Raw genomic sequence first — 14,495 nt, forward strand, 5'->3', positions numbered from 1 at the left:
AATGATGGTCTTATATTGTGAGGCCGTAAATTCGGCGGGCCGGAGGACCTAAAAATTTTCTGAAGCCCTGTGAATTTTGTTATCTTTGACGGATTGGTTAACACTTAATAATTAAACAGAATGGCATTTGATATTGATATGATTAAAGGAGTGTACTCCACCATCGCTGAACGTGTTGATAAAGCACGCGAGATTGTTGGTAGGCCGCTTACCTTGTCCGAGAAAATTTTATATTCCCACTTATGGGATGGGAATCCAACGAAGCAATTCCGTAGAGGGAAAGACTATGTGGATTTTGCCCCGGACCGTATCGCTTTACAAGATGCCACAGCCCAGATGGCGCTGTTACAATTTATGCAGGCCGGCAAGCCTAAAGTTGCTGTTCCTACTACTACGCATTGTGATCACCTGATCCAGGCCAAGAGTGGCGCGGCACAGGATCTCAGCAGGGCGAATACCAGTAGTAAAGAAGTTTTTGATTTCCTGGAATCCGTATCTAATAAATACGGTTTAGGATTCTGGAGACCGGGCGCAGGGATTATCCACCAGGTTGTACTGGAGAACTATGCATTCCCGGGTGGTATGATGATAGGTACTGATTCGCACACTGTGAACGCCGGTGGACTAGGAATGGTCGCTATTGGTGTAGGAGGAGCAGACGCGGTAGACGTTATGGCCGGTATGCCATGGGAACTTAAATTTCCAAAACTGATCGGGGTAAAACTTACCGGGAAAATTTCCGGATGGACCTCGGCCAAGGATGTTATCTTAAAAGTAGCTGGTATCCTGACCGTTAAGGGTGGAACCGGTTGTATCGTGGAATATTTTGGAGAAGGTGCTAAAAACCTTTCCTGTACCGGTAAAGGAACCATCTGTAACATGGGAGCAGAAATAGGAGCTACCACTTCCACATTTGGATATGATGATTCTATGGAGCGTTACCTGCGTGCCACGGATCGCAGCGACGTTGCCGATGCAGCAAACGAGGTGAGAGAATATCTCACTGCAGATCCAGAGGCCTATGCCGAGCCCGAAAAGTATTTTGACCAGATAATCGAGATCAACCTGAGCGAGTTAAGGCCTCACCTGAACGGACCTTTTACCCCGGACTTAGCTACTCCCGTCGGAGAGCTGGGAGCAAAAGCCAGGGAACATGGGTGGCCGATCGATGTGGATTGGGGACTGATTGGTTCATGTACCAATTCTTCTTACGAGGATCTTACAAGGGCAGCTTCTATTGCCAAACAGGCTGTTGACAAGAAAATTAAGCCGAAATCAGATTTCGGGATCAACCCGGGCTCAGAGCAGATCCGTTTTACCGCACAACGGGATGGACTGCTGCAGACCTTTGAAGACCTGGGGGCTACAATATTTACCAATGCCTGTGGGCCATGTATAGGACAGTGGGACAGAAGTGACCTGAAAGGAGACGAGAAGAATACCATTGTACATTCTTTTAACCGGAACTTTTCAAAAAGGGCTGATGGAAACCCAAATACACATGCCTTTGTAGGCTCACCGGAAATGGTAGCCGCTATTGCACTTTCTGGTCGACTCGATTTTGACCCTATGAATGACACCCTGATCAACGAGGACGGGCAGGAAGTAAAATTAGATGAACCGAGGGGGATAGAACTTCCACCGGAAGGTTTTGAAGTAGAAGAGTCAGGCTATGTACCGCCTAAAGAAGACGGTAGTTCTGTCGAGGTTAAAGTGAGCAAGGATTCAGAGCGGCTGCAGATCTTAGAGCCTTTTGAGCCCATCACCAATGAAAGTCTCCAAGGGATGAAGTTGTTGATCAAAGCTTTCGGTAAATGTACTACTGATCATATTTCTATGGCAGGGCCATGGTTACGTTACAGGGGTCACCTGGATAACATCGCCAATAACACGCTGATCGGAGCAGTAAATGCCTTTAATAAGAAGACCAATTTTGTCAAGAACCAATTGACAGGGGAATACGAAGGTGTGCCGGATGCACAGCGTCAGTACAAGGCTAAAGGAATTAAGACCATAGTAGTGGGAGACCATAACTACGGAGAAGGATCTTCCAGGGAGCATGCGGCCATGCAGCCAAGGCACCTTGGGGTTGCCGCGGTATTGGTAAAATCATTTGCAAGGATCCATGAAACTAACCTGAAAAAACAGGGAATGCTTGCACTTACATTTGCTAATGAAGCCGATTATGACCTGATCCAGGAGGACGATACTTTCAACTTTATCGATATTGATTCATTCTCCGAGGACAAACCTCTTACCATAGAGGTAGTTCATGCAGATGGATCAAAGGATACGATCAAGGCAAACCATTCTTATAACGCACCACAGATAAATTGGTTCCGTGAGGGCTCTGCGCTGAACGTGATCAAGAAGGAGAATGCGGCTTAATAAGAACAATTAATAAACTTCAAAAACTCCTGAATTATTTCGGGAGTTTTTTGATTGTATTCAGCTCAACTATGAATAAACGCAAGAAGACCTACCTGAATATTTTACTGATACTCCTGGTGCTCGCTTTTTTTGTAACCCCACTGGGGTATGAAGGCAAAGTGTTACTCAATAAGATCTTTTCCTTTAGTCCCGGTATTACGCCCGTAGAGGAGCGCGCAAGGATAGTGGATTATGACTGGACCCTGAAAGATGCGGAATGGAATCAATTCAGTTTTGAGAGATCTAAAGGGAAAGTGGTATTCGTGAATTTTTGGGCATCCTGGAGACTCCCCAGCCTGGCTGAATTACAGAGTATCCAGGAAGTTTATGACAGGTATAAAGGGAAGGTCGACTTCTACATTATCACCGATGAGGAACGGGAACCTGTTGAAGCTTTTATGGAAGAACATGATTTTACCTTTCCCGTGACTTACCTGATCATCGGGGAGGATAATCCATTTCCGGACGGAGATCCCCCAAGAACCTACATTCTTAGCAAGAAAGGCGAGATCGCGGTGGCCAAGGAGGGGATTGCAGACTGGAGCAATAAAAAAGTCTACACACTTCTTGATACCCTTATCAGCGAGTAAGAAGTATTATTTCCGGAAATACTTAAAAGGTACAAAGAGCATACCGAAGCATTCACCTTTGTCTTTCCCCAGGTGCTTGTGATGGATCTTATGCGCCCGCCTGATACCCCTGGCGTACCAGTTATCAGCATTCCTGAACATTTTAAAGCGCTGGTGGATAAAAATATCATGCACCAGGAAATAGGTAGCGCCATAAGCCATGATCCCAAACCCGATCGGCCAGCCGTACCAGAATGATGTACTGTGCGCCAGGTAAAAGAAGGTCATGCTGACGACTGCGTAAAATATGAAGAAAGCGTCGTTCCGCTCAAACCAGGAATCGTGGTCCTTTCTGTGGTGATCTGCGTGGAGATGCCACAGGAAGCCATGCATAACATACTTGTGGGTGAACCAGGCCATGAATTCCATAAAACAAAAGGTTGCCAGGAAAATCAGGATCCAATAAAATATATTCATTTTATACCAGGTTGAGTTTATAATTGACGTATGACCGGGCCAACAGGCCTACCTTCTGGTAATTGGCAACCCGGATACGCGTGTTCTTTATTTCCAGCGAAGGGGTCCGCTGTAATTTTTCCAGGAGTTTTATGTAATATCGGTATGCTGTATAGACTCCAAATTTAGCATCGTTCGGCAAGCGGATGATTCCCTCGTACCCTTTCTTAAAATCGGCGCGGATATCTTCTACAATGACAGCCTTGGATTCTTCGTCCATTTCCAGCAGATTAGTATTCGGGAAATAGGAGCGGTTCAGGTGCTCGTAATCCGCTTTAAGGTCTCTCAGGAAATTGACTTTCTGGAAAGCCGAACCAAGGGCCATTGCCGAAGAACGTAATTCCTGGAATCGTTCCACATCTCCTTTAACGAATACATTCAGGCACATCAGTCCTACCACATCTGCAGAACCGTAAATGTAATTCCTGAATTCCTCTTCTGAACGGTATACTTTTTTATTGAGATCCATCCGCATACTATCCATAAAGGAAGTGACAAATTCTTTGGGAATTCCATAGGCGTGGTAAGTGTGCTGGAATGAATTCAGAATAGGGTTCAGGCTTATCCTGTTATTTAGCGAATATTCTAATTCAGCTTCAAAACGATCCAGTAAGGCTTCTTTGTTATAATCGTGAAAAGAATCCACGATCTCGTCGGCAAAGCGCACAAATCCGTAAATATTATAGATATGACTCCGGATAGAGGGTGCCAACATCCTGGTGGCCATCGTAAAGGATGTACTGTAGGATTCGGTTACCACCTTGCTGCATTTAAAAGATACAGCATCAAAAATTGATTTCATCTTGTTGGCTGTTAAGTTGTCTTTGTCATTAGTTCGGAAACCAGTTTTCCGGAAATCAGGGCTGGTGGTACTCCGGGCCCCGGTACAGTCAGTTGTCCAGTAAAATACAGATTTTTCACCAGATTACTACGCAAACGCGGCCGGAGAAAGGCGGTTTGGGTAAGGGTATTGGCCATTCCATAAGCATTTCCCTTGTAAGCATTGTATTCTGATTTAAAATCATTTACACAGAAAGATTCCCTGAACAAGACATCTTCCCTTACTTTCTGAGCAGTTTTTTCTTCAAAGCGCTCTATAATAATGTCAAAATATTTATCTCTTAATTCCGGGGTGTCTTTTAACCCCGGGGCAATAGGCACGAGGAAAAACCCGGTCTCTTTACCTTCTGGCGCCATTTCTGCATCGGTAACCGAAGGAAAGTTGGCGTAAAACAGCGGTTCCGAGGGCCATTGTGGATTATCGTAAATTTCTTCGGCGTGCTTCTCAAAAGGGGTGTCAAAGAAAAGGTTATGATGCCGGACATTCTCTAACTTCCGATCAAACCCAACATAGAACAAGAGGGACGAGGGGGCAAAGGTCCTCTTTTCCCAATACGCTTCCGAGTATTGCCGGGATTTACCGGGAATAAGACTTTCCGAATGATGGTAGTCTGCTCCGCTCAATACCTGGTCTGCGGTGATAGTTTCCCCTTTGACCTTGATCGCCTCAGCAGATCTGTTGTTCACAATGATCTCTTCCACGGGAGCATTGGTGTTGATCTTTACGCCCAGCTCCAGGGCCAGATCTCTCATCCCTTCCACGATCCTGTACATTCCTCCCTTGGGGTGCCACGTACCCAGTCCAAAATCCGCATAGTTCATAAAGTTGTAAAATGCCGGGGTCTTACTGGGCTTTGCGCCGAGAAACAAAACCGGGAATTCCAGGGTGGCCACCAGTTTTGGATTTTTGAATTGTTTCCGAACCAGGGTACTGATCGTTTTAAAGAACTGGTCTACGTGTAAGATGGTATCCTTAGTTACCAGTTCCAGGGGAGAAAGACCGGGTTTATACACCATTTGGTTGATGGCTATATCATAATTTTTACGGGCACTCTCCATGAATTTACGCAAGGAGATTGAGCTCCCCGGTTCTATGCGCTCAAATTCCTCACCGATCAATTCAAGAGAGTTACCAATGGTAATGGCCTCATCCTGGAAAAATACTTTGTAGGCCGGATTTAATTTGTCTAGCTGGTAATAATCGGACACAGATTTTCCAAAATCGCCAAAGAATCTTTCAAAAATATCCGGCATCCAGTACCAGCTGGGACCCATATCAAAGGTGAAACCATCTTTCTGCAATTGCCGGGCCCTGCCACCGACGGTAGGATTTTTTTCATATATATGGACCTGGTGGCCTTCTTTAGCGAGATAGCAGGCGGCAGAAAGCGAAGAGAATCCGGATCCTATGACAATTATTTTCTTTTTCACGCAGGGGCTTTGGGGACGATGGAGTTATACAGCTTCAAGGAGTTCTTGTATGGATTCAAATGCCCGCACACTTTCCGGCAGCTTATCCTTTGTAAGATATTTAGTCTTTTGACCCAGTATCCATAAATTACTTTCCTTGTTCTTGTTGATTTTTTGGGTGAAATCCCCTATGTAATCATGTAGCTTTTCCTGTGTGGGTACTACCGTAAAATAGGAGAGGAAATGTAAATTGGAAAAGTTCTTTTCCAGGTCTGTCATAAATTCCAATGGCATAGTGGCGCCAAGGAAAATGGTCTGGTATCCTCTTAGTAACAGTTCATAATTCAGGTATAACAGGCCAATATCATGGATTTCATTCTCAGGCAGAAAGAGAACGAAGACTTTGTCTTTGCGGGATGGACTTACATGATCCATCTTATCCGTATTGGCAACGATCTTCTGTTTGATCAGGTGGGTGATAAAATGCTCGTGGGATGGGTTGATACCATTGGCCTGCCAAAGCAATCCCAGTTCCTCGAGGAAGGGTATAAATATCTCCCAGAATATTTCCCGGAACGATTTATCACTTTTAAGGCTATTGTATGTTTTATTGAAGAGGTCTGGATCAAAATTGACCATAGAAAGTTTGAAAGCATTCATAGCATGGCTCTTCACACTCTTATGGGCGACCAGTTCCCTTACCTTTAAAGGCAGCTCATCTTCAGGTATTTCAGCGATCTTGGAGATTTTCCAGCCGTTGTTGTAAAGCAGGGTAATGTTTAAGAGTTTCTGCAGGCTCTCTAAACTGTATGTACGAATATTAGTACTGGTCCTCTCCGGGCTCAGCAGCTCGTATCTTTTTTCCCAAATACGTATGGTGTGGGCTTTGATTCCTGAAAGGTTTTCTAGGTCCCTGATGCTGAAAATCTTTTTAACGTTGTTCATTATTTATTTGTAAAGCTTAAACAAATCTACAATTTTAATACTTTTCTTCATATTGCAAAAGCGTTAAAGTTTAATTAAGAATCCTGCGTAAATGCAGAATTGATGGCTATTTGACAAAATCTGAGAAGTTAAACCAAGATATAATAAATATATTTAGAGCTATTAACCACCACAGAATATTGTTTATGGGAAATTACAGAAAACATAGCAGGAAGGAATTCCTGACCAGGTTGGGGACAGGTGCCCTGGCCGTAGCAGGAGCCCCGGCATTGCTGAGTTCGGCCACCCCCGGCCGGGAGATAATAACATTACCTGAACGCAGGATCTACAGTGCTAATGACAAATTGAATTTAGCCCTCATCGGGGCAGGCGGAATGGGGTTGGAGGATATCAAGACAGCCTTGAGACACCAGGGTGTGGTCCTGAGAGCAGTATGTGACCTGTATGATGGTCACCTGGAAAGAGCGCGCAGTATGTTCGGAAATGACCTTTTCATCACTAAAGATTACAGGGAGGTCCTGGCCATGCCGGATATCGATGCTGTGATCGTAGCTACCCCGGACCATTGGCATAAAAAGATAAGTGTGGACGCTATGAAGGCAGGAAAGCATGTTTATTGCGAAAAGCCGATGGTACATAGTGTAGACGAAGGTCACGATGTGATCAAAGCCCAGAAAGAAACCGGGATGGTTTTCCAGGTGGGCAGCCAGGGGATGTCTTCCCTGGGGAATGAAAAGGCCAGGGAACTCATAGCAGAGGGCGCTATCGGTGACATAAACTATGCAGAGGGGTTTTGGGCGCGTCGTAGCCCTACCGGAGCGTGGCAATACCGTATCCCCGAAGATGCTTCTAAACAGACCGTAGACTGGGATACCTTTATCCAGACTACAGAAAAGCGACCTTTTGATGCCACCCGTTTTTTCAGGTGGCGTAATTATCGTGATTACGGTACAGGAATGTCCGGGGACCTGTTTGTTCACCTGTTTTCCAGCCTGCACTTCATAACCGGTTCTAAAGGTCCCAACCAGATCTATTCCTCCGGCGGATTGCGGTACTGGAAAGATGGGAGGGAAGTGCCCGATGTTTTACTGGGCGTCTTTGATTACCCGGAAGTAGAAGAACACCCTGCTTTTAACCTTTCACTGCGGTGTAATTTTGTCGATGGAACTTCGGGGACTACCTATTTACGTATCGTCGGGAGTGAGGGTTCGATGAATGTGGAGTGGGAAAAAGTTACGCTTCAGCGGAACAAGTACCAGGGTGAAGAGGATCCTTTCCTGCAGGCACAGGCAGAGCGGACAGGAGGAAATACAGACCGGAAGAAAATGAGACCACAGGACGAGATCGTCTATATGGCTGAAGAAGGATATAAAGGGGCTCATTACGATCATTTTGCAAACTGGCTGACGGCCATACGCGGGGGGCAATCAGTAGCTGAAGATGCTGTTTTCGGATATAGGGCTGCTGCTCCGGCATTATTATGCAATGACAGTTACTATCAGGACAAGGCTATGAAATGGGATCCAGTAAAAATGAAATTAATTTAAATCCAAACCGATGAAAAAAATATACTTACCACTCTTATTATGTTTAGGCTTGATCGCCTGCAAAGGAGAAAACAAAGATGAGAAGACAGCTGATTCTGCTGTACAGGAAGAAGCAGTAAATACAGGGAACGACTGGATAAGTCTTATGGAACCGGATGACTGGCGAGGGTATAACCAGGATAGTCTGCCCTCTAACTGGTCTATAGAAGAAGGCCTGATCACCTGCTACGGAAAAGCAGGGGATATGGGAGGTGATATCATCAGTACCGAAACCTTTGATAATTTTGAACTGGAGTTTGAATGGAAGATCACCGAAGGGGGAAACAGCGGGGTATTTTACCATGTAGTGGAAGATACCATTTATCATTCCCCTTACCAGACAGCACCCGAATACCAGGTGCTTGATGATGATGGCTATAAGGGTCCTTTGGAAGACTGGCAGAAAGCGGGGGCTAATTATGCCATGCATGTTGCCAATGATAAAAAGGAATTAAAACCGGCAGGAAACTGGAACAGTGGCCGGATCGTCTTCAACCAGGGAAAAGTGGAGCACTGGTTAAACGGTGAGAAGATCGTGGAATTCGATAAGAACTCGGAAGACTGGAAAACCAAGCGAAACAGCGGGAAATGGAATGATTACCCGGATTATGGGAAAACCAATGACGGCTACCTCGCACTACAGGATCACGGTGCCGGGGTTTGGTACAGGAATGTGAGGGTAAGGAGACTCTGATCAGAACCTGCGTTCTGGCATAAAACCATCCAGGTTCATGGATGGTTTTTTTTGTGCTATGATCTCGCTGACAAGTTTCCCGGTGGCAGGACCAAGGCTCCATCCCATCATGGCATGTCCCGTGGCCAGGGTGACATTATTATATTTTGAGGTCCGCCCTATATAGGGTAGTCCATCCGGCGTAACAGGCCGCAGTCCGCATTGAGCATTAACCAGTTCCTCTTCGGTTATTTCAAGATTTTTGTAATAGGACTCACCTGCCTTCGCAATTGCCCTGATACGTTTTTTGCGGAGCACATGGTTCAAGCCCGAGAATTCCATCGTCCCGGCAAACCTCGTAAATCCTTTCATAGGGGTGACGGCCACCTTGGCCTCCATTAATACAGCCGGCAGCAGGATCCCGGTGTCCCGTTCAACATTTATCCGGTAACCCTTTCCTGCCTGCATGTGCATGGAAAGTCCCAGTTTTTTAAAAAGTCCTTCGCTCCAGGCACCTGTCGCAATCACAAATTCATCTGCAGGGTAGGTGTCGATATCCGTTTCAACAGCCAGGATATTATCTTTCCGGACCTTGAAACGCTGTGCTTCCTCCAGGGTTTTGATCTGTACGCCTTTCTCTCGCAGGTAGGCTTTCATTTTTTTCATGAATTCGTTCGGGGTGGTGTGGGCATCGCACAGGTAATGAACGGCACCGAGGACTTCATCATTTATATTAGGCTGTACCTCCAGCAGTTGTTCCCTGTTGAGCTCTACAGTCTCTAAACCTTCTTCAACAGCTCTTTTGCCCACTTCTTTTTCACGCAGCTCTTCTTTCCGGGTTTTATAGAGCATCAGCAGCCCTTTTTTCTCCAGTTGAAAATCCCCCAGGTCACCGGAAGCATGCAGTTCTGTATAGAGATCCTTGCTCAGGAGGTTGATATCGCGGATCAATGGGATGGATTTCTCAACATGTCCCGGGGTGGCAGATCTATTAAATTGCCATATCCATCGGAAAAAGTCCATGTCCCACCTGGGTTTCATGTAGAATGGACTACTGCCATTGAGCATGTATTTCAGTCCCTTTGCCATCATGCCGGGAGAGGACAGAGGTATGATATGGCTTGGAGTGAGGTATCCCGCGTTCACGTATGAAGCACCTCCACTCATATCTGAGCGATCCAGGACGGTCACTTTATGGCCATCCTTCTGGGCGTAATACGCACAGCTTAAACCCACAATACCCCCGCCTATGATCAAAACATGTTTTCCCATTTAACCCTCTAAATTTTGGTTGTTATCAATCATGACTAAAGTAAACATTCCGCAGATATCATGTGATGAAAATGAAAAGGGGATCCACATTTTTTTCATGCTCGCTGCTCCGGGTTTAAATAGTGGTTTACCGGGATACCGTCATGCCGTCACTGAGTCATAGAGTGCAAAGGCTATAATGGTTAACAGTTACATAGGTACATAGGTATAACGTGACAAAGGTGACAAGGGTGACAGAGGGGACTGATATATTCTGCAAACCTCGAACCTCGAACTGCGAACTGCGAACCTCGACCCTATTTGAGGGTGAAACGGTGATACGGCCCGCCCGACTGAACGTCGTTCGGGCGGGTGAAGCAGTGATACGGTTAAAGCGCCATACCGGCACTCAGAGATACCGAGGGTTATACAGTGATGCGGTGACACGGGCACGTAGGTGCAAGGTGACAAGGGTGACAGAGGGGACTGATATATTCTGCAAACCTCGAACTGCGAACTGCGAACCTCGAACCTATTTGAGGGTGATACGGTGATACGGCCCGCCCGACTGAACGTCGTTCGGGCGGGTGATGCGGTGATGCTGGGGGGGCAGCAGTGAGGCGGTGACACGGGTACTTAGGTGCAAGGTGACAAGGGTGACAGAAGGGACTGATATATTCTGTAAACAGCAAACAGTAAACCGCGAACAGCAAACAGCAAAGCCCAAACCGCAAACTGCAAACCTCAAACCTCAAACTTCAAACTTCAAACCTCGAACTATCCATGCATTGGCCGAAAATTTAAGATCTAATATCAGAAGTGAGGCTGTTACTTCAATGAAGTGGGTATAGGCTTATTCGTAAACCCAGGGAGCATTTTGAGGTCCAGAATTAAAAAAGCCCCTTACAAATGTAAGAGGCTTTGTGCCCACGACTGGAGTCGAACCAGCACGTCCTTACGAACACTACCCCCTCAAGGTAGCGTGTCTACCAATTCCACCACGTGGGCCCGATTAACCGGTTTTGATAGTGATTAGCTCACGGATGAGCTTCACAGGGCTGCAAAGATAGAAAGCTAATTTTATACCCACAACATAAATTGGCACGGATTCCACCCTCAATTATCGAAACTGATAACAGCCCGTTTTTGTATGAGCCATGTCATTCCGGAGCATGAGTAAGATATTTAGATTTGACCTCACTACAAGCTGAATGGATCTACAGGATTTGCCCATTTTTGTTATTCTGGCCGTAATAGCTGAAGTCATCGGAACACTCGGTGGTTTCGGATCTTCCGTTTTTTTTGTTCCGATGGCCAGTTACTTTATGGCCTTTAAAACCGTATTGGGATTAACCGCCTTGTTCCACCTGAGTAGTAACCTTTCAAAAATTGTCTTTTTCAGGAAAGGGTTCGATAAGAATCTTGTCCTGTACCTTGGAATTCCAGCTGTACTCTTCGTCATTGCCGGAAGCTTGCTGAGCAGATACGTTAAGGGAGAAATACTGAATTTCGTCCTGGGCATCTTCCTGGTTCTATTCAGTTTACTTTTCCTGATCAAAAAGGACCTGCAGATCCGTCCTTCCAAAAAAAATGCATTTGCAGGCGGAGTTTTTTCCGGTTTTATTGCTGGTCTATTAGGAACGGGGGGAGCTATCAGGGGGGCAACCCTTTCGGCCTATAACTTAAAGAAGGATAAATTCATTGCAACCTCGGCCGTAATAGACATGGGGGTAGATCTCAGCAGAAGTATCGTATATACTTCCAGTGGTTATATTGGCTGGAGTGAACTGTATCTGGTACCTATCCTTTTCCTCGTGGGGATTGTAGGGACTTACCTTGGCAAGTGCCTTTTATCAAAGATCAGTCAGGAACTGTTTAAGAAAATAGTTTTATTGCTGTTGTTCGGGATTGGGATCACTACCGTGGTCCTTGCCTCAACACGGTACTGAACTGGGTCAGGACCTGAAGATCCGGGCAGCTTCTTTTTCGTTATCAAGTATAACCTCGGTGTTCGAGAAAAGATCTTTACGGCACTCGCGGTACGACTTCACGAAGGCAGCAATTTCCTGCTCCAGCGTATGGTGGGTAGCAGCTACCCTGCTCGGCGCCGTGATCTCATCCTTTTCTACGAATTGTCCAATTTCCATAATATGTGCACCAACCTTGTGTATCAGTTCTTCGCAAACCGACCGGATACGGTAGAGCTTGCTTTCCATGGATTCAAGTAAATGCTGGTTGTCCTCTTTGACGATCCAGATACTGTAACTGTTGATTATATGGTGTAGGTGTCGTAGTTCTTCCCGGTAAAAATCCAGGTCTGATTTCCAATGATTAGCGAGGATATAAGATTTTTTCCAGTTGGGCCTGTGTGAAGAATCCGGGAGATTATTGGTGTCTGCTGTTACCATGGCTATGAATATTACGTGGTTGTAGGTATAAAATCTTATGCTGAGGTAAAAGTATAACCTGGGCTGCTGTACAGGAATGACCTTCGTCATTTGGGGTGGCAGGTCAATGTTCTAGATTAGGTTAAATTTTCATACCATGAAGAATATTCTCTACACCACGGATTGCTCAAAACATGCTGAACCCGCACTGCGATATGTTTACAAATTATGTGAAATATTAGGGGCATCTCTTACCGTTCTCAATGTTTACCATTATGACCAGTTGCAGGCGAAAGCCAGGCTGAGTGACGAGCCATTAGTGCTCTCACCGTACCACGAGCAAATGGAAATCCTTAAAAATTACTGCAGCCGCTATCTGAGTATTGCCTCCCCTGTAATCCAGTTAAACCTGGATGTAGTGAATAATCCTTCGGTCTCCCAGGGTATCCTGGAACGGGTGGGAGAATTAAAGCCTGATCTGCTGGTGGTGGGGATGAAAGATGAACACTCAGAAAGAGGACTGTTTGCAGAAAACATAGCCCACGTGCTATTAGAAAAATCGGAATGCCCGGTGCTGCTGATTCCCAATTCCAAGCGGCATAAAAAGATCAAAAAAATAATTTACGCCACAGATTTCGAGATGAAGGATATCGAGGCTTTACGATATGTCTTACCCCTGGCAAAAGCTTACAGGGCTTCCCTGGTCATTATCCACGTCCCCGTGGAGGGAGAGTATACCAGCGCAGAACAAATGCAGTGGTTCCAGGAATTGCTGGATCATGAAATAGCATATGAAGACCTTTCCTTTATGATGCTTTATCCCGGGAAGATCATAAATAACCTGAGAGAATACGTGGAAACTAATGCTGTAGATCTCGTGGTGATGCTCGAGCGAAAAGGGAAAGGCGTTATTAAAAGCCTGTTTCATAAGGACAGGGTAAAGACTATGGGAAAGAATACCAACACCCCGGTGTTAGGATATATTTCCTGACTTGAATTCCTAACTACTTCAAAAAAAACATAGCAACATGGAGACCAACGGAACTATAAAGAATATCCTGGTACCGGTAGATTTTTCACCGCATTCTGAATACGCCTTAGAAGTGGCTGCTAACATGGCCAGGGAAAACAACAGTGACATTTTTCTTTTCCATATGTTGGGTCTTGCCCAGTCCGTGCTCTTGCAGGACTATTCACAAAAAGAAGCCGAGGCAGAATACTATATGAAGATGGCCCGGGATAAATTTAAACATATACTTGAAAGTCCTCGTTTAAAAGGGATAGAAGTTAAAGTCATCTTACAGAACTATAAGCGTTTTGAAGAATTGAATAATGTAGTGCGGGAAAACGCTATAGACCTAGTGGTTATGGGATCTCACGGTACCTCCGGCGTCGGCGAGATATTTGTAGGATCTAATACCGAAAAGGTGGTGCGCACCATAACCGTACCCGTACTAGTCATAAAAGAGAGGGTGAGGGACTTTAACCCCAGGACTGTAGTGATGGCAATTGATTACAGGAAAGAACAGTTAGATGTCTATGCCAGAGCGATAAAATGGTTCTCAGCCCGGGGTTGCCGAATCTGTTTGCTCCATGTTAATCTTCCCAATATGAGTTATTCCAGTACTGCCCGGTCCCGGCAGCGTGCAGACGATTTCTTGTCCCTAGCTCATCCCGGTGGCATTCCGGAACATATCGATCAGGTATTTATCTCGGATTACTCCCTGGAGCAGGGATTGTACTACCAGGCCCAGCGGGAAAAAGCGGATATCATCGCCGTACTTACCCATGGCAGAAAAGGATTGGCACATTTCTTTATGGGGAGTATAGGTGAAGATCTGGTTAATCATGCACCCATCCCGGTAATGACTTTTAGAATGTAAAAGGG

At 45.6% G+C, this 14,495-nt stretch carries 13 protein-coding genes and 1 tRNA gene; 7 read left to right on the forward strand and 7 right to left on the reverse strand.

Annotation, left to right across the window (positions count from 1 at the left end; translation table 11 throughout):
* Positions 1-120 precede the first annotated feature (120 nt).
* Both CLV82_RS07725 and CLV82_RS07730 read left to right on the forward strand, forming a co-directional pair.
* Complete coding sequence (locus tag CLV82_RS07725) at positions 121-2,388, forward strand: aconitate hydratase (protein WP_133643745.1); 2,268 nt, start codon at positions 121-123, stop codon at positions 2,386-2,388.
* 71 nt (positions 2,389-2,459) lie between these two features.
* Positions 2,460-3,020 (forward strand): TlpA family protein disulfide reductase, encoded by a 561-nt coding sequence (locus tag CLV82_RS07730; RefSeq protein ID WP_133643746.1) that lies wholly within the window; start codon positions 2,460-2,462, stop codon positions 3,018-3,020.
* A 6-nt stretch (positions 3,021-3,026) separates the two neighbouring features.
* Here the strand turns inward: CLV82_RS07730 and CLV82_RS07735 are convergent, their stop codons facing one another.
* The 4 genes from CLV82_RS07735 to CLV82_RS07750 are packed head-to-tail and all read right to left on the reverse strand — an operon-like array spanning position 3,027 to position 6,710.
* Positions 3,027-3,476: a sterol desaturase family protein gene (locus tag CLV82_RS07735; protein ID WP_133643747.1), complete on the reverse strand. Its 450-nt coding sequence runs from the start codon at positions 3,474-3,476 to the stop codon at positions 3,027-3,029.
* A 1-nt stretch (position 3,477) separates the two neighbouring features.
* The gene (locus CLV82_RS07740) at positions 3,478-4,317 is read right to left on the reverse strand and encodes a phytoene/squalene synthase family protein (RefSeq protein WP_133643748.1); all 840 of its coding nucleotides are present in this window, start codon (positions 4,315-4,317) and stop codon (positions 3,478-3,480) included.
* A gap of 11 nt (positions 4,318-4,328) precedes the next feature.
* Positions 4,329-5,786, reverse strand: coding sequence for a phytoene desaturase family protein (locus CLV82_RS07745; RefSeq protein WP_133643749.1), 1,458 nt, complete (start codon positions 5,784-5,786; stop codon positions 4,329-4,331).
* A 24-nt stretch (positions 5,787-5,810) separates the two neighbouring features.
* Positions 5,811-6,710, reverse strand: coding sequence for a MerR family transcriptional regulator (locus CLV82_RS07750; protein WP_133643750.1), 900 nt, complete (start codon positions 6,708-6,710; stop codon positions 5,811-5,813).
* Between the two features lie 185 nt (positions 6,711-6,895).
* On the opposite strand from CLV82_RS07750, the gene CLV82_RS07755 reads away from it, so the two are divergent.
* Positions 6,896-8,257: a Gfo/Idh/MocA family protein gene (locus CLV82_RS07755; RefSeq protein ID WP_133643751.1), complete on the forward strand. Its 1,362-nt coding sequence runs from the start codon at positions 6,896-6,898 to the stop codon at positions 8,255-8,257.
* Positions 8,258-8,267: 10 nt separating this feature from the next.
* Positions 8,268-8,990, forward strand: a complete 723-nt coding sequence (locus tag CLV82_RS07760; protein ID WP_133643752.1) for a 3-keto-disaccharide hydrolase — start codon at positions 8,268-8,270, stop codon at positions 8,988-8,990.
* Here the strand turns inward: CLV82_RS07760 and CLV82_RS07765 are convergent, their stop codons facing one another.
* On the reverse strand, positions 8,991-10,241 hold the full coding sequence (locus tag CLV82_RS07765; RefSeq protein ID WP_133643753.1) for an NAD(P)/FAD-dependent oxidoreductase: 1,251 nt from the start codon (positions 10,239-10,241) through the stop codon (positions 8,991-8,993). It abuts the gene before it with no gap.
* A gap of 903 nt (positions 10,242-11,144) precedes the next feature.
* Positions 11,145-11,228: transfer RNA gene (locus CLV82_RS07775), tRNA-Leu, on the reverse strand.
* Between the two features lie 203 nt (positions 11,229-11,431).
* Between CLV82_RS07775 and CLV82_RS07780 the strand changes: the two genes are divergently transcribed.
* Positions 11,432-12,169, forward strand: coding sequence for a sulfite exporter TauE/SafE family protein (locus CLV82_RS07780; RefSeq protein ID WP_133643755.1), 738 nt, complete (start codon positions 11,432-11,434; stop codon positions 12,167-12,169).
* A 6-nt stretch (positions 12,170-12,175) separates the two neighbouring features.
* Here CLV82_RS07780 and CLV82_RS07785 read toward each other — a convergent pair whose 3' ends face one another.
* The gene (locus CLV82_RS07785; RefSeq protein WP_133643756.1) at positions 12,176-12,718 is read right to left on the reverse strand and encodes a hypothetical protein; all 543 of its coding nucleotides are present in this window, start codon (positions 12,716-12,718) and stop codon (positions 12,176-12,178) included.
* A 46-nt stretch (positions 12,719-12,764) separates the two neighbouring features.
* Between CLV82_RS07785 and CLV82_RS07790 the strand changes: the two genes are divergently transcribed.
* Both CLV82_RS07790 and CLV82_RS07795 read left to right on the forward strand, forming a co-directional pair.
* A complete protein-coding gene (locus CLV82_RS07790; protein WP_133643757.1) occupies positions 12,765-13,598 on the forward strand; it encodes a universal stress protein in 834 nt (277 codons plus the stop codon).
* A gap of 37 nt (positions 13,599-13,635) precedes the next feature.
* Complete coding sequence (locus CLV82_RS07795) at positions 13,636-14,490, forward strand: universal stress protein (RefSeq protein ID WP_243744170.1); 855 nt, start codon at positions 13,636-13,638, stop codon at positions 14,488-14,490.
* Positions 14,491-14,495 lie beyond the last annotated feature (5 nt).

The organism is Zeaxanthinibacter enoshimensis (genome assembly GCF_004362865.1).
In the GTDB taxonomy this organism is placed as follows: Bacteria; Bacteroidota; Bacteroidia; order Flavobacteriales; family Flavobacteriaceae; genus Zeaxanthinibacter; species Zeaxanthinibacter enoshimensis.